A 21,718-nucleotide genomic window follows, 5' to 3' on the forward strand; every position below is an offset into this window, starting at 1 on the left:
CGCTTATCGGTTGCGATTGCCACGCGCCAACACGCGGCTCATCTGCGCTGCAATCTGGCTCTGGCTGCGCTGGAACCCTTGGGCATCCGGCGTCTGAATGTTCATCACCACGTTGACCGACCCGCCCCCGCCCGAGGAGCGCACCCCGAGCTTGCCATCGGCCCCGCGCGTCAGCGGCATGATCGCCTCTGGCCCGGCCTCGCCCATCAGCCCAGTGCCGCCCCGCATCGGGAAATGCACCGGGCCATTCACCACGCCGCCATTGGCAAACGGCGTCACCCGGCCTTGGCTAAACGCGCCGCCCTTCTCGAACGGCATCACCGAATTCATCACCCCGCCCAACAGCGCACCGAAGTGATCGGTCACCGGCTTCACCGCCGCATTGAACGCCGCGTTGATCATAGATTTCCCAACGATCCCAAGCGCATCCGACAGGTTCATCCCATCCAGGATCACGCCGTCAATCGCCTTGCGAAGCCCGCCCGACAGCGTCGAACCCAAGGTGCGCGCCTGATTGCCGGTGGCCGCAAACGTCTGGTGTATCCGCTTCAACTCGGCGTCAAAGCCCGCCGCCAAGGTGCCCGCCGATCCCAGCGATTGCGCCAGCGCATCGACCGAGACATCGAGATCGTCCAATCCGTCCAGTTCCGCCATCATTCCGTTCCTTTCTCATCGTCGGGGAAGGCCGCGATCAACTGATCCAGCCGGTCCCGTGTCAGGGCTCCGCCATCCGCGCCAACCCCAAGCATGAGCATCAGCTCCGCCGGGGTCAGCGCCCAGAATTCATCTGGCTTCAGGCCAAGCCCCCGCAGCCCCGCCTCCATCAGCTTTGGCCAATTGATCCGGGTCACGCCGCGCTCTCATCCGGCACCATGAAGGCCCGCGCCAAAAGCTCGGCCCCGGCCCGCGCCGCGCCAATTGGACCACCGGCAATCTCGGCCTGCACCAGATCACGCGCACCGCCTTGCCACCCGCCGCCGCGCAGCCCCGCCACGATAAGCGCGAGCACATCGCGGCTCGAAAACCGGCCCGCCTCGAACCGCTCGACCAGATCGACAAGCGATCCCTCGGCCAGCGCCTCCTCCAGCTCGGCCAGCGCACCCAACGTCAGCTTGAGCACCCGCGCCTCGCCATCAATGGTCAGTGTGACCTCGCCCCTCCACGGATTGCTCATGGCTCAGATCGCCACAAAGTTCAGCTCGCCCGCAGATGCGAGTGAAAGCTCATACGTGGCCTCGCCATTGTGGCTGCCCGCGTATTCCAGACCGGTCACCTGAAACGGCCCTTCGATGGTGCCGAAATCGGGGATAATCACCTGAAAACGCGGCACTTCGCCGTCAAAGAAAATCTGACGCGCCCGCTCATCTGTGCTGTCATCCTTAAAGATGCCTGCGCCCGAAATCGCCGCGCTCTTCACCCCGGCACCGCCCAGCAATTCGCGCCAGCCGCCCGCACTTTCCAGCGAAGTGACATCCACCTGCTCGGCGTTAAAGCTGATGCGGCTGGCCCGCAGACCCACCATCGTTTCGAATTGGCCCGCGCCGCTGAGATCGACCTTGATCAGAAGGTCCTTGCCATTTTGTGCAACCATTTTGCGTACTCCGCTCTAGGATGTTCAGTTGTCTTCGACCCGCGCGCGAAAGATCATGTCGATCCGCCGCGTGCCGTTGCTTGTGTCCCGCGCGGCCTTGGCCCGCTGAAACCAGATCCCCACCAGCCGCCCCCGGCTCAGCACCAGTTGCGCGTCTTCCAGCGCATCATTTGCCGCCGCGGCCGCCTGTTTGGCCTGCTGAAACCCCTGCGCATCGGTGATCACCGAAATCCGCAGATCATGCGCCGCGCCATGCCCGGTCTGATCCGACCGTTCGCGTGCGGTTTCATCGCCCAGGGTGAGGTAGATCGAGGGCAGACTGCCGCTCGGAATGGCATCGTAAATCGCCGTCCCGACAATTGCGCCCAGCGCCGCATCGCCGATAAGCTGTTGATAAACAGCCTCTTGCAAGGCGGCAGATACCGCATAACTCATGTCGCCATCTCCTCTTCCGCAAAACAAGTGAGATACCGAGCCTCGGCGTCCTTCTCGGCCACCGCCTCAATCCGCCACACCCGTGTGCCCTCGCGAAACCGCTGTCCGGCTGCGGGCCGCTGCGGATCGCCCACCGGGGCCCCGCGCACCACAATCCGATAGGCGGTCAGCGTGGTTGGCCCCGCCGCGCCCCGCGCCATACGGCCCGAGCGTGCCGACACCTCGGCCCAAAGCGTGCCCTGCGGCAGCCACAGCCGGTCAAACCCGCCTGCGCCATCGGGCACATCCTGCGGCGCCTCCAGCATCAGCGCCCGGTTCATCCGCAGCGCCGTCATACCCGGCCACCGGCAAAGCCCAGGCGCATCATCCGAAAGCGCTCGATCAAAGAGGTCACGCCAAACGGCATGCACCCCTGCCCCAATGAGGTCTCGGCGCGGTACTCATAGTAATGCGCCGCCAAAAGCATCACCGCTTGCCCCAGATCCGCCGGCAACCCGGCCCAATCTGTCGCATACCCGGCGCTAAACTCAATCGCCGCCGATCCGCCCGTCGGGATCACCGGCAGGCAGGCGCCCTTGGCGCGCACCTGCGGCACCTGTGCATCCCGGCTCAGCCGGTACAGGCCCGCGTCCACCACCAAGGCCGTGCCACCCGCATCGGTGATCGCCACCTGAGCCACCGCCACAACCGGCGCAATCGGCAAGGCCTGCACACCCGCCTCGCGCCAGCGCTCGACAGTATAGGTGAAATCGCGCTGGATCAGCGCCTTGCCGGTGCGGGCCTCAATCGCCGCAATCGCGGCCCTCAGGAAACTTTCCAACACCGCATCTTGAACGGTTGCGCCGGAAAACCCGCTGCCCAGACGCAAATGCGCCTTGAAGTCTTCGACCGGTAACGCCGCTTGCGGCACGGTGGTCTCTTCTACCAATATCATCTTCGGTAACTCCGTCTTTCCGGCCCAAGCGGCCTGCAAAATCTGGTTTTCGATGTAAGGCGCGCGCCACCCACGTTGCTCGAACGGAGGGGAGCAGCCAGACAACGCCGGTTCACCGGCGCGCGCCCACCGAGAGGCCAAAGGCCCCCCGGCTTCACCGCCTCGTGTTAAGAGACAGCGAAACGCAAAACCTTGATCGCGGCAAAGTCGCTCACGTCCCCGCCCACGCGCTTGGTGGCGTAAAACAGAACGTTCGGCTTGGCGCTGAACGGATCACGCAGCACGCGCAGATCGGGGCGTTCGGCCACGGTGTAACCGGCGGCAAAATCGCCAAACGCGATCGAGTTCGAGCCGCTGGAAACATCAGGCATGTCCTCGGCAATCAGCACCGGATAGCCGAGCAGTCGCGCCGGCTCACCCGCCGCAAGACCATCCGACCACAGGAAGCGGCCATCGCCATCCTTCAGCTTGCGCACGTCGCCCGCCGTCTTGGAGTTCATCACAAACGTCCCGTTGGCGCGGTAGGTCGCACCCAGCGCATAGACCAGATCGATGATCGCATCGCCATTGCCCAGCGCACCGTCCACACCGGTCGCGACATAGCCCAGCGAATCCCAGGCCCAAACGTCATTGTCGACAACCGTGTGGGTCAGAAAACCGGTCGGCTTATCAACACCATCGCCGTTCACAAAGGCCGCCGCCTCGGCGCGGGCAAAGCGTTCGGCAATCCGCCCCGCCAGCCAGCTCTCGATATCAAACGCCGCATCATCGAGCAGCCGCTGCGATGCTTTGGGCAGCGCCGAAAGCTCGTGCAGCGGGATGGTGATGCGGTCAATCGTCGGCGTACCGGTTTCCGACGAAGCCCCGGTTTCGCTCGCCCAACCGGCGCCCAGATCGGTGGTGTCGATCAGCACGTCATACGACGTCGCCTCAACATTCACCACGCTGGCCACGGCCCGGATCGACGCCCCGGAATACAGCACCGTCTTGATGGTTTCCGACATCTGCGGATCCACCAGATAGCCGCCATCGGAATTCACCGCCGTCGACATCGATTTCTGATCAAGCTCCAGCCCACGCAGCCCATCGTCATCGCCCGACCGCAGATAGGCATCAAAGGCCTTCTGGTGGGGCGCATCATAGTCGGTCCCGGCAAGCGCCGGGCGGGCCGCGGCAAGGGTCTTGCGTTCAAATTTGGTCATTTTTTCTTCCTGCTTCTGAACTCGTGTGTTGATCTCGACCTGAAAGGCCTTGAGGTCGGAGACAAAGCCGCTCACCGCCGTCTTCATCTCCTGGGCCGGGGACAAAGGATCCCCGCCCGCTGCATCTGCATCGGTCATTTCCATCCGCTTCTCCTGATGTCCCGCGCTTAGGCTTTGCGCGCGATCTCCTGACGCGCCGCCTCAAAGACCGCCGCCATTTCACGCAGGGTGTCGTCCGGGCTCACGCCCTTTGCCGCCACCCGCGCACTGGGCAGCATCGGGAATGTCACAAGCGACACCTCCCAAAGCTCCAGTTCCTGCAAGAGCCGTTTGCCCATATTGGGGCCCTTGTCCGAATTCACCGCGCGCTTGGTGCGATAGCCGATCGACAATCCGTCAATCGCGCCCGCCGCCAACAGCGCCACCGCCTCGCGGCCCTTCTCGACCGCCTCAAGAATACGACCCTTGACGTAAAGCCCGCGGCCGTCCTCCCGCACCTCGTCCCACACCCCAATCGGCTGGGCCGGGTCGTGCTGCCACAGCATCCGCACATGGCGCTTGTCCTTGGCCAACTGCTTGAGCGACGCCGCATAAGCCCCCTTGGCCACCACATCCCCGCCCTGATCACAGGCCCCGAAAAGGCTGGCATAGCCTTCGATCACATGGCCCTCGGTGACGCTCAAACTGCTGTCAAACCGGGCAAATTTTGTCTCAAGTTCCATACCCATCTCCCGTAGGGTGGGCGCTTTGCCCACCATGCCTCTCACTGCACCACCAGCAAACTCTGAAACGCTTGCCCGATGATCGCCGCCGCCACGCCATACACCGCCAGCCACAACCGCCGCTCCAACCGTTCCAGCAGCTCTTCCAACCGGTCGAGCCGCTTGTTCATCGCGCCGAATTGCAACTCTGCCACCCGCTCATGCGCTTCCAACCGCAGCGCCGGTGCGCAATCGAAGGCCTCGAACCCCACGCGCTCACCCATCGTCCGACTCCGCCGGCAGGCCCAACAGCCGCCGCTTTTCCGCCGTGCTGAGGAAATCGGCCCGCGTCACCCGCGCCCACTGCGCCTCACGCTCAACCGAAAGTGCCGGCACCTGATCAAGATCAGGCCGCAGCTCCACCGCCTCGCCGGTAAATCCCCCCAGCCAAGCCGACAAAGCCGCTGTCACCCGCGCCGCCAAAGGCAGCACCGTCAGACGATAGAACGCCCGGTTCGCCTCTTGGTAATTGGCGTAAGTCGCATCGCCCGGAATGCCCAACAGCATCGGCGGCACCCCATACGCCAGGGCAATCTCGCGCGCCGCCGCATCCTTGGTCTTGTGAAATTCCATGTCCGAGGGCGAAAACCCCATCGGCTTCCAGTCCAACCCGCCTTCCAGCAACATCGGCCGCCCGGCATTGCGCGCGCCCTGATGGTTGGTCTCGATCTCATGCGCCAACCGATCGAACTGCTCGGTGCTCATCGTGCCCGCGCCATCGGTCCCGCGATAGACAATCGCCCCCGAAGGCCGCGCCGCATTGTCGAGCAAAGCCTTGCTCCACCGCGACGCCGAATTGTGCACATCCAGTGCCTGCGCCGCCGCCTGCATCGGGGCCATACCATAGTGATCATCCTGGGGGTGAAAGCTCTTGATATGACAGATCGGCGACAACGGCCCGGTCACATCAAACCGATGCTTGCGCCCGCCGACGGCATACTCATACGCCACCGGCCAGCCATCGCGCCCCGGCACCAAAGACATCCGATCCGAGCGCAGCACATGCAGCTCCAAAGGCGCACCCTCATCGCCGCCCACCGCCTCGACATAGCCATTGCCGCTCAGCAACAGATGGCCGTACAGCGCCTCCAGCAATTCTGCCCGCCCCTGCGCCCCATTGGGCCGCTTGACCAGCGCCAGCAGCGGATGCACCTCATAGCGCCGCTCCGCATCCTGCATCACCAGGGGCAACGCCGCCGCCGCCTCTGCAATCATCTTGACCGCACGAAAGCCCACCGGATTGCCCGCAAAGCCCGCCTTGGTCAGCGACACCGTATCGCGCGGGCTCCAGGCCACACGGCCCGCCCCCTGAAACGCCACCACCTTGCCGGTGGCGCTCGCCTTGGTCTCCGTCGCGCTCTGCGCCTTGTCATCCCGCCGCAAGAATTCAAACATCGCGTTCCCCGCTCACATATCCCACATGGCACCGGGCAAAGCCTCACCCCCGCCGGGCCATAAGCCCGCCGCACCACGCATCCGAATTTTCCTGAAACCGCCCGTCCCAGGGCTTCGCTTGTCTCGATACCCAATATGCTTCTAATTGGTTAACATCATGAGATCAGAGCGTACGCACCTGCGGCCGTTGTTTTTCTTGTGCCGAAACAACAAGTTCCGTCAAAGCCCAGACAAGAGCATCCACCCGGTCCGGGCTGCCTTTGCCCTCATAGCCCTTTAACGCCATCCGACACATCTGCTCTTCCAGCACGCCCAGATCCTCGGCATGAAACACCCGGCCCTGCTCGTACAGCGCCGCCACAGGCTCGGCCCGCGCCACCTTGCCCCGGCTGGCATGCACCGAGGTATAGGCCACCGCGCCATCCTCCTGCCGGATCACGCTTTCCACCAGATCGCCGCCCTGATTGACCTCGGCCACGATCCTGTCGGCCTTGTGCTCATGGTAAGCCCGCACCACCCGCGCCGCCCAAGTCTTTGGGCTCGCCGCCTCGACACTGGCATCCTCCAGCACGAACACCCGCCAATCCTGCACCGGCCCCTGCATCGAGACTCCGGCCACCACAATCCCGCAGGCATCCGATCCCGCATGCCCACTCACCGGCGGGTCCACCGCCACCACAATCCGGTCCAACTCGGGCACCCTGCGGCCCCGACACTGGTCCAGCATCTCATGTGTCCAAAGCGCGCCTTCGACATCGGTCAGCATCTCGCCATCCAATTCCTGCTGCGCCAGCCGCGAATTCTTGTACCGCGCCCGCACCTCGCGCAGAAACGACTCCGCAAGATGCGCCCGGTTCGCCTCGGTCGGGGCCCGCGTCACCACCGTCGATGGCGCCTCAAGCAACCGCTTCAACGCCTCCGAATTGCGCGGCGTCGTCGTCACACAGACCCGCGGATCGTCGCCCAGCCGCAAGGCAAACTGCAACATGTCCCAGGTCTCCTCCCCCTTCTGCCACTTCGCCAATTCATCCACCCATGCCGCATCAAACTGCGGCCCCCGCAGCGCCTCTGGGTCATGCGCCGAATAGGCCTTTGCCTCCGCCCCATTCGGCCAGATCAGCCGCCGCTTGCTCGCCTCCCATTTCGGCATCCGATCCGGTGGAGAACTCGCCAAAATGCCACTGTCGCCAAAGATCATCACGTCGCGCACTTGGTCATAGGTTTCCCCCACCAGCGCCACCCGCCGCGCCCGGCCCACATCCCGCGGCCGCGCGCCCTCGACCATGCTGCGCACCCATTCGGCCCCGGCACGGGTTTTCCCCGCACCGCGCCCACCTAGCGCCACCCAAGACCGCCACTCGCCCTCAGGGGGCAATTGATGGGGATGCGCCCAGAACTCGAACAGAAAAGGGAGAGCCAAAAGCTCTCCCTCCCCCAAACTATTCAGAAATTCGCCCTGCACCGCAGCACTTGCGCAGCTTAGCAAGACGGCACCCGATCTCAGATCGTGCGCGTTCGAGGTCGATCCCGTATGCGCCTTCGATAGCGGCGTCTTTTCGTGCATATTCAGCAAGTCGTGCCTCCGTTTCCATCGCCAGCTTCATCCAGCCGCGGATTTCCGCGAGCGTCTTGCTGACATCTTTAAGTGCCGTGACCTCCCCGCTTTGGACCTGTTTCTTCAGATCTCTCAGCGCAGTCTCGAAGTCCTCGAGACTTTCCCGAACGACCTGCAGTTTGCCGTCCAGGCGGTCCACATCTTGTTTCGGGGTGATGAGTGTCATTTGGTCTTCACCTTCCATGCTGGGATTGCCCCCGCACGAGCGACACGAAAAAACGGCCGCCCAAGGTTTCCCTCGGGGGCCGTTTGCCCATGTCTTCCAGCATGTCACAACTTATAGGCGAGACCGTTCGCAGAGTCAATGAAAAGAGAGTTAACCCTTTGTTACCCCTCCGTTTCTTCGCGTTTACCTCCCGTTGACATTCGCCAACGCCAAGACGGTTTCACCCAATGTAGCAAGGCAATATCGCCACGCGCCGAAACGAAAAAAGGCAGGCCAAACCGGCCTGCCTCTTCTCAATCTCGCTAGAAACCGATCAGTTCCCGCTGCGCTCCGCCTCGATCCGGCGCCACTTGGCGACGTTGGCGTTGTGCTCGGCCAAGGTCTCGGCAAAGGCGTGCCCACCGGTGCCATCGGCCACAAAGAACACGTAATCCGTATCCTCAGGGTCCACCGCCGCCGCAATCGCCGCCGCGCCGGGGTTGGCAATTGGTGTCGGTGGCAGCCCGTCAATCACATAGGTGTTGTACGGCGTCGCCCCGCGCAGTTCACTCTGCCGCAAGCCACGGCCCAGAATGCCCTCACCCTTGGTGATACCATAAATCACCGTCGGGTCGGTCTGCAGCCGCATTCCCCGGTTCAGCCGGTTTACGAACACGCTCGCCACCATGCGCCGCTCACCCGCGATGCCGGTTTCCTTCTCGATGATCGACGCCAGCGTCAGCATTTCATCCGGCGAATTCAGCGGCAGACCCTCGGCCCGGTTCGCCCAGGCCTCGGCAATCGTCGCGTTCTGCCGCTTCTGCATCTCGGCAATGACCTCACCACGCGCCTGCCCAACCCGCAGCTCATAGCTGTCAGGCGCAAGCGTGCCCTCTTCGGGCAATTCCGCCACCTCGCCGCTCAGCACATCCAGCGCCTTCAGCTCTTCCACCACCTGCCAGCTGGTCACACCCTCGGCCAGCGCAATCCGATACCGCGTGTCGGCAGCCTCGCGCACCCGCGTATAGGCCTCCGGCGCGTCTTCTTCGCCCGGCGTGAATTTCGCAATCTCGACAAAGCGTTGCGTCGACGGGTCAAGCTCGCGCACCTCGGCAGACACCCGTGACACACCAATCCGGTACACCACTTCGGTGCCGCATGTGCTGGCCCCGCCGCGCGTCACCGTATCGATGATCTCCTCCATGCTGGCCCCCTCGGTCACAAGGAAAGAGCCCGCCTTCAAATCATTGGTCTTGTCGGCATAATCCGCCCCAACCCGGAACAGGAAGCCGCTCGAAACCGCCCCCTGCGCCTCAAGATCGCGCGACACCCGCGAAAAGCTCGACCCGCGTTCCACCTGCAAACAGATCGCAGCATCCAGCGGACCTTCCGCCGAATACTGCTTTTGCGCCCAGAGCAGCCCGCCACCGGCCAAAAAGATGGCCACAACAAAGAAACTCAGCGCGTTAGACGCGATACTTCGCCACATCGCGGCTCAAACCTTCTTGAAGACGACCGAGGCGTTGGTGCCGCCAAAGCCAAAGGAGTTGGACAGCGCGTAATTGATCTCGCGCTCGCGTTTCTTGTTGGGCGCAAGGTCAACCTTGGTCTCAACCGCCACGTTATCAAGGTTGATCGTCGGCGGCGCCACCTGATCGCGGATCGCAAGGATCGAGAAGATCGCCTCAATCGCGCCCGCCGCACCCAAAAGGTGCCCGGTGGCCGATTTGGTCGAGGACATCGTCACTTTTGAAGCCGCATCGCCCATCATCCGCTCAACCGCGCCCAGCTCGATCACATCCGCCATGGTCGACGTGCCATGCGCATTGATGTAGTCAATCATCGACGGGCCAACTCCGGCCTTCTTCAACGCCATCTTCATGCAGCGTTCCGCGCCCTCACCATGCTCTGACGGAGCGGTGATGTGATAGGCGTCGCCCGACATGCCATAGCCCACGACTTCGGCATAGATCTTCGCGCCGCGCGCCTTGGCGTGCTCATATTCCTCAAGCACGACAACACCGGCGCCCTCACCCATGACAAAGCCATCACGGTCGGCATCATACGGGCGGCTGGCCTTTTGCGGGTCATCGCCACGTTTGGTGCTCAGCGCCTTGCAAGCATTAAACCCGGCAATCCCGATCTCGGAAATCGCAGCCTCTGCCCCACCGGCAATCATCACCTCGGCATCGCCGTCCTTGATGATCCGCGCGGCATCGCCAATCGCATGCGCCCCCGTGGAACAGGCGGTCACTACCGAATGGTTCGGGCCCTTAAAGCCATAGCGGATCGACACCTGACCCGAGATCAGGTTGATCAGCGCACCGGGAATAAAGAACGGCGACACCCGGCGGGGCCCACGTTCCTTGATCAGAATGGCGGTTTCGGCAATTGAATTCAGCCCGCCAATACCCGAGCCGATCAAGACGCCGGTCGCCTCAAGGCTCTCGTCATCCGTCGGGGCCCAGCCCGAGTCCTCAACAGCCTGTTGGGCTGCGGCGATCCCGTAAAGAATGAAATCATCCACCTTGCGGCGCTCTTTCGGCAGCATCCAGTCATCGGCATTAAATGTGCCGTCTGTCCCGTCGCCCAAAGGCACTTCGCAAGCATATGTGGTGGCCAGATGACTGGCGTCGAACCTTGTGATCGGTCCCGCTCCGGATTTACCCTCCAGAATCGCTTTCCAGCTCTCTTCGACTCCGCAGGCCAGCGGTGTCACCAGACCAAGCCCTGTCACGACAACTCTGCGCATGGTTTTGCCCCCTTGAAACGCGTTGCACGCTCATACCCCGAGCAAAGGCAGAGGGGCAAGGGAAAGCAATTGCACTTTGGGCAAGGGATTGCGCAGCAAACAGCGGCATCGCATTTCGGCCCGTCTGGCGCGCCACATGGGTGACAAAACCGCCAATCGCCGCTCTGCGCGCCCTGTCGATGCGCCGTCTATCGCTCACTGGCTGCGCTTTGGCCCCGGCCACCCCGGCGAAACTCGCCCGGAATTCGGCGTGCCGACATAAAGAAACGGCGCGCCCAAGACAGGCACGCCGCTTTGAAACCTGAAAGTTCTCAGACGCTTAGGAAGCTTCAGAGATGAACTTTACGGCATCGCCGAAGGTCTGGATGTTTTCGGCGGCGTCATCGGGGATCTCGATGCCGAATTCTTCTTCGAACGCCATCACCAGCTCGACAGTGTCGAGGCTGTCCGCGCCGAGATCGTCGATGAACGACGCGCCCTCGACAACCTTGGCTTCGTCGACACCGAGGTGCTCGACAACAATTTTCTTAACGCGATCTGCGACGTCGCTCATATTCTAAATCCTCATCGTCATGGGCCATTGGCCCTGTTTAGCCCGCGCCCCTCGGGGGATCGAACATAATTTTGCCCCTCCCGAGGCAGCGAGTAGGCCAATGGCCCTTTGTCCCCGCTCCAGCAGGTAAATCCAATCTGGCACCTGTGTCCCGGGATTTCCACGCGCCTATAACACAAGAATTGGCCTTGGCAAACGCTTTCCGGGAGAACCAGACCTGCGCCTAGAGCATGGCCATTCCGCCATTCACATGCAAGGTCGCACCGGTGACATAACCTGCTTCAGGGCTTGCCAGATACAAGACGGCGGCTGCAATTTCTTCTGGCGTGCCCATCCGTGCGGCCGGGATCTGAACGTTGATCTTCTCCTTCTGATCATCGGTCAGCTTGTCTGTCATCGCCGTGGCGATAAAGCCCGGAGCGATAGCGTTAACAGTAATCCCCCGGCTAGCAACCTCATAAGCAAGCGATTTGCCCATTCCGATCATCCCGGCTTTCGACGCCGCATAGTTGGCCTGCCCCGGATTTCCGGTCGCGCCAACGATCGAGGAAATGTTCACAATCCGGCCCCAGCGCGCCTTCATCATGCCGCGCATCACACCCTTACAAAGCTTCATCGACGCCGTCAGATTGACCGCCAGAACCGCGCTCCATTCGTCATCTGACATCCGCATGAACAAATTGTCGCGGGTGATTCCGGCGTTGTTCACCAGAATATCCACCGCGCCCATCGCCGCAATCGCCTCTTTGGGCAGCGCATCCACCGCCGCCATGTCGCTCAGGTTGCAGGGCAGCACATGCACCCGCTCGCCCAGCTCTGCCGCCAGCGCCTGCAAAGGCGCCTCACGTGTGCCGCTCAGGCCCACCGTGGCTCCGGCTGCATGCAGCACCTTGGCAATCTCGCCACCAATTCCGCCCGACGCGCCAGTCACCAGCGCGCATTTCCCGCTCAAATCGAACATTCGGTCATCCTTCTTGTCGTGCTTTTCGTGCCTGTCGTGCCTGTCGGGTCATTCCGCCAGCCTGTCGCCAGCGTTCAACCGAGGGCGTTCGCGGCCAAAGTCAGGCCAGCGCCGCTTTCGCAGCCACCACATCCTCGGGCGTGCCGATGGTGCGGGTGGCGATGTCGCGGTCGATGCGGCGCACCATCCCGATCAGCGCCTTGCCTGCCCCGATTTCCCAGATATCCGTCACGCCATTGCGCCCCATCCACTCCACGCTTTCGCGCCAGCGCACCGAGCCCGTCACCTGATCCACCAAAAGCGAGCGGATCGTGGCCGGATCATTCACCGCCTCGGCCACCACATTGGCCACCAAAGGCACCACAGGCTGGTTGATCACCACATCGTCCAAGGCATCCGCCATCACCCGCGCCGCCGGCTCCATCAGCGCACAATGGAACGGAGCACTCACCGGCAGCAGAACCGCGCGCCGCGCACCCGCCGCCTTGGCAATCTCAACCGCGCGTTCCACCGCACCCTTGTGACCAGACACAACCACCTGACCGGGGTCATTGTCATTGGCCGCAGCACAGACTTCGCCCTGCGCGGCCTCAGCCGCCACCTTGCGCGCGGCGTCCATATCCAGACCCAGCAAGGCCGCCATCGCGCCAACACCCACCGGAACCGCCGCCTGCATCGCCAGCCCACGAACCCGCAACAAACGCGCGCAATCGGTGATGCTCAGGGCCCCTGCTGCCGCCAGTGCCGAATATTCGCCCAGCGAATGCCCCGCGACATAATCGGCCGACGCCACCGTAATCCCTTCGGCCTCCAGCGCACGCACCGCCGCCAGCGACGTCGCCATCAGCGCCGGTTGCGCATTCTGCGTCAGCGTCAATTCCGCTGCATCGCCTTCCCAGATCAAATGGCTGAGTTTCTCGCCGAGCGCCTCGTCGACCTCATCGAACACGGCCTGCGCCGTTGGATAAGCCTCTGCGAGGGCCTTGCCCATGCCGATTGCCTGTGCGCCCTGTCCCGGAAATACAAATGCGTGCCCCATGCCATCCCTCTGTTGCATCGTTGTTTTATCCATGGATACGCGTCACGCGACGTCACTGCAACGCCTATGCCCAACCGAGGCCCGCAGTTTTTGCGCCCCCCGGCGACCGGACAAGAAAAAACCGGCTGCACCAAAGGGTGAACAGCCGGTCATGACAGTCGGCAAAGATGCCGGAATATTCAGGGTCTCAGGTGTCAGAGGCGTTGGGCGAGCGCGCGGCGTACATCAGGTGCAGCCCGGTGACAGCAAAGAAGAACGAGGCGCAAAGCTTGATCAGCATCAACTCCGGCAGATTGCTCGCGCCGGGGGTGATCCACATTCCAACCGCGGCCAGTATCAGGGAAACGGCAACAAGACGGGTGAACAGTCGCACCATCCCGCCCACTCCAAATTCACGCTCATTCGAAAGCGTATTCGCGGAAGTTGCATGTGCGGTCATGAAGTGGTTGGCAGCAGTCATTTCGTTTCTCCTTGAACGTTTGACCAATTTGTCGCGCCCAAATCGGGCGGGATTGCGGCACAATCTGGGAAATGGGGCGTTAACTATTTGACCCCGCCTGTTACCCCATCGTTTCAAGCCTTTAATGTGCCCTCAATTTTATCAATCTCGCGCCACCCTGCCCCAATGCGGCCAACCACTGTGCCCCGGACGGACGGATATAAGGACCAGTATAGTGTCCGCACCGCGCCCCCACCCCGGCACCTTTCGCACCGCCCCCCGGCCCACCCCCCGGCCCACCCCCGGGCCTGCGGCACCTCGGCCCTTGCCATTCCGGGCTGAGCCTGTATATCGAGCCATCCTTTCGCAAGTCGTATGAACCGCGCAGTCTCTCGTGGGTCGGGGGCGAAAGGACTTGGCCCCGCCCTTTGAAATGCGCCTTGAAATAAATGGAGTGCACATGCCCCTTTATGAGCATGTTTTCATCTCGCGCCAGGATCTGTCCGGCGCGCAGGCCGAAAGCCTCGTCGAACATTTCGGCACCGTCCTGACGGACAATGGCGGCAAAGTCGTCGACACCGAGTACTGGGGTGTCAAGACCATGGCCTACAAGATCAACAAAAACCGCAAGGGCCACTATGCCTATGTCCGCACCGACGCACCGTCGGAAGCGGTCCAGGAAATGGAACGCCTGATGCGCCTGCATGATGACGTGATGCGCGTCCTGACCATCAAGGTCGACGAGCACGTCGAAGGCCCCTCCGTTCAGATGCAGAAACGTGACGAACGCGACACCCGTCGCGAACGCCGCTAAGCCAGAGGAGAGCTAAACCATGGCAGCCAAACCGTTTTTCCGCCGTCGTAAAGTGTGCCCCTTCTCGGGCGACAACGCACCCAAAATCGACTACAAGGACACCCGTCTTCTGCAGCGCTATATCTCTGAGCGTGGCAAGATCGTGCCGTCCCGTATCACCGCCGTCTCGGCCAAGAAGCAACGTGAACTGGCCCGCGCGATCAAACGCGCCCGCTTCCTCGCGCTTCTGCCCTACGCCGTGAAGTAAGGAGAAAAGCACATGCAAGTTATCCTTCTCGAACGCGTGGCCAAGCTTGGCCAGATGGGCGATGTCGTCGACGTCAAGCCCGGCTTCGCTCGCAACTACCTGCTGCTGCAAGGCAAGGCGCTGACCGCGTCGCAGGCCAACATCGATTCTTTCGAAGCCCAGAAAGCGCAACTCGAAGCGAACAACCTGGAAACCAAGAAAGAAGCCGAAGCGATGGGCGAGCGCCTCGATGGACAGCAGTTCATCGTGATTCGCCAAGCGTCTGACTCCGGTTCGCTCTACGGCTCTGTCACAACCCGTGACGCCGCCGATGCCGCGACCGAAGCTGGTTTCACCGTTGACCGCAAGCAGGTCCGCATCGAAACGCCGATCAAAGAACTTGGTCTGCACAGCGTCGGTGTGAATCTTCACCCCGAAGTTGACGTGACGATCCAGCTGAACGTTGCACGTTCGCCCGAAGAGGCCGAACTGCAAGCGTCGGGCAAATCGATCCAGGAACTGGCCGCGGAAGAAGAAGCCGCAGCTGAATTCGAGATCGCGGAACTGTTCGATGATATCGGCTCTGCCGCATCGGACGACGACGATGACGATTCCGGTGTTGTCGAGACACCCGAAGACTCGTTCGACGACGAGCGCTGAGCTCGTCAGCCCGTTTTAAGCTTTGTAAAGGCCGTGCATCCCCGGATGTGCGGCCTTTCTCTTTGCGCGCACCTCTGGCCTCCTTGCCTATACCTGAAAGCATAGCCGGATTATCCGCACGCAGCTTTGCGCTGCACCACCTCTGCTTGTTACAAAGACCTACGGTTCACGAGCCGCAGCCCCTCTCCCTGACATAGGGGCTCCGGTTCGGCCAAGGAAATGGAAACAGCGGATTACAGGTATGACACATATCCTCCCTCACCCAATTGAGATGCCCGAGCAAGGCGCTGCGTTCTATTCCTTGGTATCGGCCCGTCATCTTCGTCGGATCGGCGCTCCTCTCACCGCCGCCAGGCGCAGCCACTCTGAAATCCTCGTATCCCGCGCAGACGCGCTGGAAGACGCAGGCCACGCCCGGCGTGTGGCCGAAGTCATCGCCGTAATGCGCGCGCGTTTTGGCAACGATACCCGGTAGCTCAGCCTCCAAAGTCACGCTGCTGGTGAAGAAAGGGCCGCTCCCCGAAGGCGGCCCTTTCTGAGTCCCGCCCCGATCCATTGATGGATCGGCTCCAATCTGTTGACAGATTGGCCCCCACAGCACATCCCGCAACCGCACTGTGCCAACCGCGAGCACAACCCGATCCACCAAAGGATCGGCCACCACATCACAGCCCGCAAACGCACCGTGCCAACCGCGAGCACAACCCGATCCATCAAAGGATCGGCCATCACATCACATCCCGCAACCGCGCCGTGCCAACCGCGAGCACAACCCGATCCATCAAAGGATCGGCCATCACATCACATCCCGCAACCGCGCCGTGCCAACCGCGAGCACAACCCGATCCATCAATGGATCGGCACCGATCTGTCAACAGATCGGCCCCCTTTACAGCCGCCGCGCAGGTCGTACTGTGAGAGCATGAAACCAGCCAGCATCGCTCAATACCACGCCGCCCGGTCCGCCGAAGACCGCAGCATCTGTGACACTCTCAGAGAGGGTATCGACTCCGCTCTCCCTGAGGCCGAAAGCAAAATGTGGCACGCGCACCCGGTCTGGTTTCTCGGCGGCAATCCAATCGTCGGCTACGGCAAACTAAAACGCTGCATCCGTTTGATGTTCTGGAGCGGTCAATCGTTCGAGACGCCCGGCCTCACCGCCACAGGCACCTTCAAGGCCGCCGAACGGCGCTATACTGACGCCAGCCAAATTGATCCCACCACGCTGGCCGCTTGGTTAACCAACGCCCGCACTACCCAATGGGACTACAAAAACATCGTCAAACGCAAAGGCCGGCTGGAGCGGATCAGCTGACACCAAACCGGCCCATCCCCCGCTAAAACCTTAGGAACCAACGAAAAAGGCCGCCCCAACCGGAGCGGCCCTTCTCTATCACCTGTCCGAAGCGCTTATTCTTCGTCGAGTGCTTCAACAGCTTTCTGCAGCTCTTCCTTCGAGACCTCTTTCTCGGTCACGTCGGCCAGCTCCAGGATGTAGTCAACAACCTTGTCTTCAAACAGCGGCGCACGCAGCTGCTGCTGCATCTGCTGGTTCTGCTGCACGAACTCAAAGAACTGACGCTCTTGACCCGGGTACTGACGCGCCTGGTTCATGATCGCCTGAGTCATCTCGGCGTCAGACACCTGAACTTCGGCTTTCTGGCCCAGATCGGCCAGCAACAGGCCCAGACGCACGCGGCGCTCGGCCAGTGCATTGTGCTCGTCGGTCGGCTCGACTTCGGGGTGATCGTGGCCCTCAACCTCGGGGTTTTCCTCGTGCCACAGCTGATGCGCGATCTGCTTGGCTTCGGCTTGTGTCAGCGTCGGCGGCAGCTCGAATTTCACCAGATCGTCCAGCTTGTCCAACAGCGCGCGCTTGGTCACGGCACGGGCCGCACCGGAATACTCGGCTTCCAGACGCTCACGGATCTGCGCCTTCAGCGCGTCCAGCGATTCCGCACCGAATTTCTTGGCCAGCTCATCATCAAGCTCGGCCGCAACCGGCTGCTTGACCTCTTTGATGGTGCAAGAGAACACAGCCTCTTTGCCCGCCAGATGGTCGGCTTGGTAATCCTCGGGGAATGTCACGGTCACGTCGATCTCTTGCTCGGCGGTCACGCCAACCAGTTGATCTTCAAAGCCGGGGATGAACGAGTTCGAGCCAAGCACCAGCGGGTAATCTTCCGCCGAGCCACCTTCAAACGCTTCGCCATCCACCTTGCCAACGAAATCGAACACAACCTGATCGCCGTCTTCGGCTTTCGCGCCTGCGTCACGTGCGTTGAAATCCTGAGCCGTCTCGGCCAGATTTTTCAGCGCCTCGTCGACTTCGTCTTCGCCCGCCTTGGCCACCATCTTCTCAAGCGAGATGGATTTCAGATCGACATCGGGGATCTCGGGCAGCTTTTCATAGGACATCTCGACATTGACGTCGTCGCCCTCTTTCCAGTCCTCGTTGGTCATTTTGACCTCGGGCTGAAGCGCGGGCTTGTCGCCGCTGTCTTCGAAATGCTTGTTCATCGCGCCGTCGATGGTTTCCTGCATTGCTTCGCCAAGCAGACGCTGGCCAAACTGCTTTTTCAGCAGCGGCATCGGCACTTTGCCTTTGCGGAAACCCTTCATTTCGATGTCGGGCTGCGCTTCTTTCAGCTTTTCGTTAACTTTTTCGTTCAGTTCGTCGGCGCTGACGGTGATCGCGTAGCCGCGCTTCAGACCTTCGTTCAGAGTCTCGGTGACCTGCATCCCATTCCCCATAAGTTCAAGGGCGGGTCACGGCCCGCCTAATTCAAATCTGGGGTCTTCTATGCGCCCGCGCCCAAGCGTGCAAGGCGGATTCGCCTGCGCGCGCGTGAAAGCAGACCGGAACTGGAAAGAAACCCTGAACTGGCGGCGCGGATGGTTAGGGTTCATCATTTGTAAAGGGAACGCGTGCACTGTGGGCTTGGTGATGTTGGCGGTAGCGCAAATTCGTGATGTGGAACGCGGCCACATCTGGGCTAGAGTCCTGCGCAATGGTCATGTTCAGAGGGTTCCCCGTGCGTGTTTTTCTGTGTCTTCTTGTTTTCGCCCTGTTTTCCGTCGCCGCACAGGCGCAGGACAAATCTGCAGTCGAGCGACAGTTTCAATCGTGGCTACAAAGCGATATCTGGCCGCGCGCCCGCGCCAAGAGCGTGTCGCGCCAGACGTTTGAGGCCGCCTTTGGCGGTATCACGCTCGATTGGGATCTGCCCGATCTAGTCCCGCCGGGGGCGGCCAAAACCACGCCAAAACGCCAGCGGCAGGCCGAGTTCGGCGCACCTTCGAAATACTTCAGCGGCAACTCTGTTGGCGGTGCCGCGCGCGTCGGCAAACAGATGGCCACGCGCCACGCCAAAGCGCTGGCCGAAACCGAGCGCCGCACCGGAGTGCCGGGCCACATCGTGCTGGCAATCTGGGGCCGGGAAAGCGGTTATGGTCAGGTTCCGATCCGCCACAACGTATTTCGCGTACTCGGCACCAAAGGCTTCATGAGCACCCGCGCCGATTACTTCGCCGATGAACTCGTCGCCGCCCTGCAAATCGCCGAGGCGGGCCATGCGCCGGAGGCCGCGATGAAAAGCAGCTGGGCCGGGGCGCTGGGCCAACCGCAATTCATGCCGTCCAATTTCCTCGAATATGCGGTGGACGGCAATGGCGACCGCAAGGCCGACATTTGGCGCTCTGAGGCCGATACCATCGCATCGATCGGCAACTACTTGGGTCGTCACGGCTGGGTCGCCGGGCGCGACTGGGGATTTGAGGTTCGGGTGCCCAAAGACGTGTCCTGCACCCTGGAAGGCCCCGATCAGGGCCGCCCGATTGCCGATTGGGCCAAGATGGGCCTCACCCGCGTCAATGGAAAACCCTTCCCCGCGAATGAGTTGCAAGACGAAGGCTATCTTATGATGCCCGCAGGCCGGCTTGGCCCCGCCTTTGTCGTCACGCCGAATTTCTATGTGCTCAAGGATTACAACACGTCCGATCTCTACGCGCTGTTCGTCGGCCATGTCGGCGACAAAATCGCCTATAACGTCCCCGATTTCCGCGCCTCTTGGGGCACGATTGACAAGCTGTATCGCTCGGACATCGCCGCCGCACAAAGAACGCTGGAAAAGCTCGGCCACGATGTTGGCGGGGCCGATGGCCTGCCGGGGTTCAAGACGCGGCGCTCGATTGGCCGCTGGCAAGAGAGCAAAGGTCAGGCCGCCACCTGTTTTCCCGACAAGCGGAACGTGGCGGCCCTAGGCGGCTAACCTGCCGGTCTAGGCCGGATTGCGCCAAAGCCCGGCCCGCGCGCCTTCGGTCAGCGCGAGCACGAGGTGATAGTGCAACCGGCTAAGCGCTTCGGTCCAGATCGGCGTGCCCTCCGCGTCAAGCTGATTGACGAAGGCGGCGCGCCCGGCAAAATACTGGCGGAAGATCAGCTGCGCCAGCGCCTGCGCCTTCTCGGCGTTGCCTGCTTCGCCCGCACGCACCGCGTAGGTCTTGATCGCTTCGGTCTGCGGCCACATCAGAAACCGGTCCTCGCGCCAGCTTACATCCGCCGCCACCGCATCAAACGCCGCGCCCTGCATCGGCCCGCTTTCCGCAAATCCATGCGCATCGGCAAACGCCAACATCTGCGCCGCGACATCGGCCATTGCCGCATCGCCGCCCAGCTCAACTTCGCGCAGCAACAGCCAAGCCCATTCGCACTGGTGCCCAACTTCGCGCCGGGCCCCATCACGCCCCGGCTGCACCGACAGATCCGGTGTCAGAAACTCGGTGATCGTGCCGCTCTCGGTGTCAAAGAAATACTCCAGCCCCTTGGCGCGCATCTTCATCGCACGCTCCAGCCAGACCGGCGTGCCGGTCATTTCGTACGCCTGCAACGACGCCTCATACAGATGCATATGCGGGTTCTGCGCGCGCGGCGGCGCAGAGGCCTCGGTTGGGTCAACCAGCGCGTCATGCTCCAGCTTCAGGCCGGTCACCGGGTCGGTCAACTGGTCCTCAATCGCCGCCCAAAGCGCTTCCAACTCCGGTGCAACGTCCTCTTCGGGATGCAGCTTGCCCCATGTCGCAAGGCCAAGGATCACAAAGCTCTGATCGTAGCTCGTCGCCAAAGCATCCTCAGCCAGGCCCGTCATCTCGCCCGTGCGGGTGACGGCACGGCAATACAACCCCGAGGGTTTGCGGAACGCCGGCAGCGCCTCGCGCGCAATGCGGGCGGCCTTGTGAAACGCCGGGGTCTCGGACAACAGCGCCAGATGCGCAAAGCTGAACAACAGCCGCCCCTGCGCCAAAATCGTCCGGCGGTCGGGGTGCGTCGGGCGCGCCTCACTGTCGAGCACATCGAAAAACCCGAGGCTGTCGGGGTCGTGGGTGTGCTCGGTCCAGGCGGGCAGAAAATCGGCCCAGAACCACGCAACCCACTCTTGGGCGGTGGCAGTCTCGGCAGGGTGATCGGCGATGATGGGAGTCTGTGTCACGTAAGGGCCTCTATATCTTCGAAATAATCGGGATGGGTTTGAACGATCCGGGGAAGGTCGTGCTTGATTTCGTGAAGGTGATCGCGCATCGCGGCTTCGGCCACCGCCGCGTCACCGGCACGAATGGCGGCGACAATGGCGATATGCTGATCAATCAACTTGTCCGGCGCGAACTGGCGCGCCGAGATATGGCGCACCCGGTTCATCTGCACATTCAGGCTTTCAAGATAGTCCGACACCGCTCCCTCGCCCCCCGCCTGCGCCAAGGTCCGATGGAAGGTCTCGTCAAGCTGCATGAAGTCCGCCGAGTTTGTCGCGCCGCGTTGCTGCTCGATCTGCGCGTCGAGCGCAGCCAGCGTTTCGGCATCGGTCCGGCCCACGGCGCGACGCACCAGATCGGCCTCGACAGCCTCGCGGATAAACCGCGCGGTCAGCGCCGCCGCGATGGAAATGCGCCGCACAAAGGTACCGCGTTGCGGGCGAACCAAAACCAACTGCTCGTCCGACAGCTTGATAAACGCCTCGCGCACAGGCTGGCGCGACACCTCATAAGTCGCGGCCACTTCGGTCTCGGAAATCCGCACGCCGGGGGGCAGATCGCAGGTCACGATCCGGTCGCGCAACAGGTGATAGACCTGATGCGCCACTCCGCTTCGTCCGGACAACGGCTCTATTGATAGTCCCGCCATTTCCGTCTCCTTCACCCC

General features: G+C 62.2%; 29 protein-coding genes. 7 read left to right on the forward strand and 22 right to left on the reverse strand.

What is annotated here, in order from left to right:
- Positions 1-3 precede the first annotated feature (3 nt).
- The 15 genes from ACW9UO_RS04930 to fabF form a co-directional block, all read right to left on the reverse strand.
- The gene (locus tag ACW9UO_RS04930; protein ID WP_457088602.1) at positions 4-654 is read right to left on the reverse strand and encodes a phage tail tape measure protein; all 651 of its coding nucleotides are present in this window, start codon (positions 652-654) and stop codon (positions 4-6) included.
- On the reverse strand, positions 654-851 hold the full coding sequence (locus ACW9UO_RS04935; RefSeq protein WP_457087871.1) for a rcc01693 family protein: 198 nt from the start codon (positions 849-851) through the stop codon (positions 654-656). Before ACW9UO_RS04935 ends, ACW9UO_RS04930 begins: the two co-directional genes overlap by 1 nt.
- Positions 848-1,174 (reverse strand): GTA-gp10 family protein, encoded by a 327-nt coding sequence (locus ACW9UO_RS04940; protein WP_457087872.1) that lies wholly within the window; start codon positions 1,172-1,174, stop codon positions 848-850. The genes ACW9UO_RS04935 and ACW9UO_RS04940 overlap by 4 nt, the downstream gene beginning before the upstream one ends.
- 3 nt (positions 1,175-1,177) lie before the next feature.
- The gene (locus tag ACW9UO_RS04945) at positions 1,178-1,591 is read right to left on the reverse strand and encodes a phage major tail protein, TP901-1 family (RefSeq protein ID WP_457087873.1); all 414 of its coding nucleotides are present in this window, start codon (positions 1,589-1,591) and stop codon (positions 1,178-1,180) included.
- Positions 1,592-1,615: 24 nt separating this feature from the next.
- Complete coding sequence (locus tag ACW9UO_RS04950) at positions 1,616-2,026, reverse strand: DUF3168 domain-containing protein (protein WP_457087874.1); 411 nt, start codon at positions 2,024-2,026, stop codon at positions 1,616-1,618.
- Positions 2,023-2,361: a head-tail adaptor protein gene (locus tag ACW9UO_RS04955; RefSeq protein ID WP_457087875.1), complete on the reverse strand. Its 339-nt coding sequence runs from the start codon at positions 2,359-2,361 to the stop codon at positions 2,023-2,025. The genes ACW9UO_RS04950 and ACW9UO_RS04955 overlap by 4 nt, the downstream gene beginning before the upstream one ends.
- The gene (locus ACW9UO_RS04960; protein WP_457087876.1) at positions 2,358-2,960 is read right to left on the reverse strand and encodes a head-tail connector protein; all 603 of its coding nucleotides are present in this window, start codon (positions 2,958-2,960) and stop codon (positions 2,358-2,360) included. Before ACW9UO_RS04960 ends, ACW9UO_RS04955 begins: the two co-directional genes overlap by 4 nt.
- A 167-nt stretch (positions 2,961-3,127) precedes the next feature.
- Positions 3,128-4,306, reverse strand: coding sequence for a phage major capsid protein (locus tag ACW9UO_RS04965; protein WP_457087877.1), 1,179 nt, complete (start codon positions 4,304-4,306; stop codon positions 3,128-3,130).
- A gap of 23 nt (positions 4,307-4,329) precedes the next feature.
- Positions 4,330-4,884: an HK97 family phage prohead protease gene (locus tag ACW9UO_RS04970; protein ID WP_457087878.1), complete on the reverse strand. Its 555-nt coding sequence runs from the start codon at positions 4,882-4,884 to the stop codon at positions 4,330-4,332.
- Positions 4,885-4,925: 41 nt separating this feature from the next.
- Positions 4,926-5,147 carry a GTA head formation protein, RCAP_rcc01685 family gene (locus ACW9UO_RS04975; protein WP_457087879.1) on the reverse strand — a complete coding sequence of 74 codons (222 nt, stop codon included), beginning with the start codon at positions 5,145-5,147 and terminating at the stop codon, positions 4,926-4,928.
- On the reverse strand, positions 5,140-6,318 hold the full coding sequence (locus tag ACW9UO_RS04980; RefSeq protein WP_457087880.1) for a phage portal protein: 1,179 nt from the start codon (positions 6,316-6,318) through the stop codon (positions 5,140-5,142). Before ACW9UO_RS04980 ends, ACW9UO_RS04975 begins: the two co-directional genes overlap by 8 nt.
- A 163-nt stretch (positions 6,319-6,481) precedes the next feature.
- Positions 6,482-7,822, reverse strand: coding sequence for a DNA-packaging protein (locus tag ACW9UO_RS04985; RefSeq protein WP_457088603.1), 1,341 nt, complete (start codon positions 7,820-7,822; stop codon positions 6,482-6,484).
- A complete protein-coding gene (locus tag ACW9UO_RS04990) occupies positions 7,758-8,099 on the reverse strand; it encodes a hypothetical protein (RefSeq protein ID WP_457087881.1) in 342 nt (113 codons plus the stop codon). Before ACW9UO_RS04990 ends, ACW9UO_RS04985 begins: the two co-directional genes overlap by 65 nt.
- Before the next feature lie 313 nt (positions 8,100-8,412).
- Entirely contained in the window at positions 8,413-9,567 is a 1,155-nt protein-coding gene (mltG, locus tag ACW9UO_RS04995) for an endolytic transglycosylase MltG (RefSeq protein ID WP_457087882.1), read from the reverse strand.
- Between the two features lie 6 nt (positions 9,568-9,573).
- The gene (gene fabF / locus ACW9UO_RS05000) at positions 9,574-10,830 is read right to left on the reverse strand and encodes a beta-ketoacyl-ACP synthase II (RefSeq protein ID WP_457087883.1); all 1,257 of its coding nucleotides are present in this window, start codon (positions 10,828-10,830) and stop codon (positions 9,574-9,576) included.
- Between the two features lie 136 nt (positions 10,831-10,966).
- Between fabF and ACW9UO_RS05005 the strand changes: the two genes are divergently transcribed.
- Positions 10,967-11,092: a hypothetical protein gene (locus ACW9UO_RS05005; RefSeq protein WP_457087884.1), complete on the forward strand. Its 126-nt coding sequence runs from the start codon at positions 10,967-10,969 to the stop codon at positions 11,090-11,092.
- A gap of 57 nt (positions 11,093-11,149) precedes the next feature.
- On the opposite strand, the gene ACW9UO_RS05010 is transcribed toward ACW9UO_RS05005, so the two are convergent.
- The 4 genes from ACW9UO_RS05010 to ACW9UO_RS05025 all read right to left on the reverse strand — a co-directional run bounded on the left by ACW9UO_RS05010 (position 11,150) and on the right by ACW9UO_RS05025 (position 13,843).
- Positions 11,150-11,383: an acyl carrier protein gene (locus ACW9UO_RS05010; RefSeq protein ID WP_457087885.1), complete on the reverse strand. Its 234-nt coding sequence runs from the start codon at positions 11,381-11,383 to the stop codon at positions 11,150-11,152.
- Positions 11,384-11,606: 223 nt separating this feature from the next.
- Positions 11,607-12,344: a 3-oxoacyl-[acyl-carrier-protein] reductase gene (gene fabG, locus ACW9UO_RS05015; RefSeq protein WP_457087886.1), complete on the reverse strand. Its 738-nt coding sequence runs from the start codon at positions 12,342-12,344 to the stop codon at positions 11,607-11,609.
- A gap of 100 nt (positions 12,345-12,444) precedes the next feature.
- The gene (gene fabD / locus ACW9UO_RS05020) at positions 12,445-13,383 is read right to left on the reverse strand and encodes an ACP S-malonyltransferase (protein WP_457087887.1); all 939 of its coding nucleotides are present in this window, start codon (positions 13,381-13,383) and stop codon (positions 12,445-12,447) included.
- A gap of 187 nt (positions 13,384-13,570) precedes the next feature.
- The gene (locus tag ACW9UO_RS05025) at positions 13,571-13,843 is read right to left on the reverse strand and encodes a hypothetical protein (RefSeq protein WP_457087888.1); all 273 of its coding nucleotides are present in this window, start codon (positions 13,841-13,843) and stop codon (positions 13,571-13,573) included.
- A gap of 439 nt (positions 13,844-14,282) precedes the next feature.
- Here ACW9UO_RS05025 and rpsF point away from each other — a divergent pair, with 439 nt between their 5' ends.
- From rpsF to ACW9UO_RS05050, 5 genes are all read left to right on the forward strand, one after another.
- Complete coding sequence (gene rpsF, locus ACW9UO_RS05030; RefSeq protein WP_457087889.1) at positions 14,283-14,636, forward strand: 30S ribosomal protein S6; 354 nt, start codon at positions 14,283-14,285, stop codon at positions 14,634-14,636.
- Positions 14,637-14,655: 19 nt separating this feature from the next.
- Complete coding sequence (gene rpsR, locus ACW9UO_RS05035; RefSeq protein WP_005982441.1) at positions 14,656-14,883, forward strand: 30S ribosomal protein S18; 228 nt, start codon at positions 14,656-14,658, stop codon at positions 14,881-14,883.
- A 12-nt stretch (positions 14,884-14,895) separates the two neighbouring features.
- A complete protein-coding gene (gene rplI, locus ACW9UO_RS05040; protein WP_457087890.1) occupies positions 14,896-15,522 on the forward strand; it encodes a 50S ribosomal protein L9 in 627 nt (208 codons plus the stop codon).
- Between the two features lie 241 nt (positions 15,523-15,763).
- Positions 15,764-15,997: a hypothetical protein gene (locus ACW9UO_RS05045; protein ID WP_457087891.1), complete on the forward strand. Its 234-nt coding sequence runs from the start codon at positions 15,764-15,766 to the stop codon at positions 15,995-15,997.
- 447 nt (positions 15,998-16,444) lie between these two features.
- A complete protein-coding gene (locus ACW9UO_RS05050; protein WP_457087892.1) occupies positions 16,445-16,837 on the forward strand; it encodes a DUF1801 domain-containing protein in 393 nt (130 codons plus the stop codon).
- Between the two features lie 95 nt (positions 16,838-16,932).
- On the opposite strand, the gene tig is transcribed toward ACW9UO_RS05050, so the two are convergent.
- Positions 16,933-18,264 carry a trigger factor gene (tig, locus tag ACW9UO_RS05055; protein WP_457087893.1) on the reverse strand — a complete coding sequence of 444 codons (1,332 nt, stop codon included), beginning with the start codon at positions 18,262-18,264 and terminating at the stop codon, positions 16,933-16,935.
- Between the two features lie 275 nt (positions 18,265-18,539).
- On the opposite strand from tig, the gene ACW9UO_RS05060 reads away from it, so the two are divergent.
- Positions 18,540-19,793, forward strand: a complete 1,254-nt coding sequence (locus ACW9UO_RS05060) for a lytic murein transglycosylase (protein ID WP_457087894.1) — start codon at positions 18,540-18,542, stop codon at positions 19,791-19,793.
- 9 nt (positions 19,794-19,802) lie between these two features.
- Here the strand turns inward: ACW9UO_RS05060 and ACW9UO_RS05065 are convergent, their stop codons facing one another.
- Positions 19,803-21,011 (reverse strand): AGE family epimerase/isomerase, encoded by a 1,209-nt coding sequence (locus tag ACW9UO_RS05065; protein ID WP_457087895.1) that lies wholly within the window; start codon positions 21,009-21,011, stop codon positions 19,803-19,805.
- A complete protein-coding gene (locus tag ACW9UO_RS05070) occupies positions 21,008-21,700 on the reverse strand; it encodes a GntR family transcriptional regulator (protein ID WP_457087896.1) in 693 nt (230 codons plus the stop codon). The genes ACW9UO_RS05065 and ACW9UO_RS05070 overlap by 4 nt, the downstream gene beginning before the upstream one ends.
- Between the last annotated feature and the right edge of the window lie 18 nt (positions 21,701-21,718).

The organism is Marinovum sedimenti, from assembly GCF_054052205.1.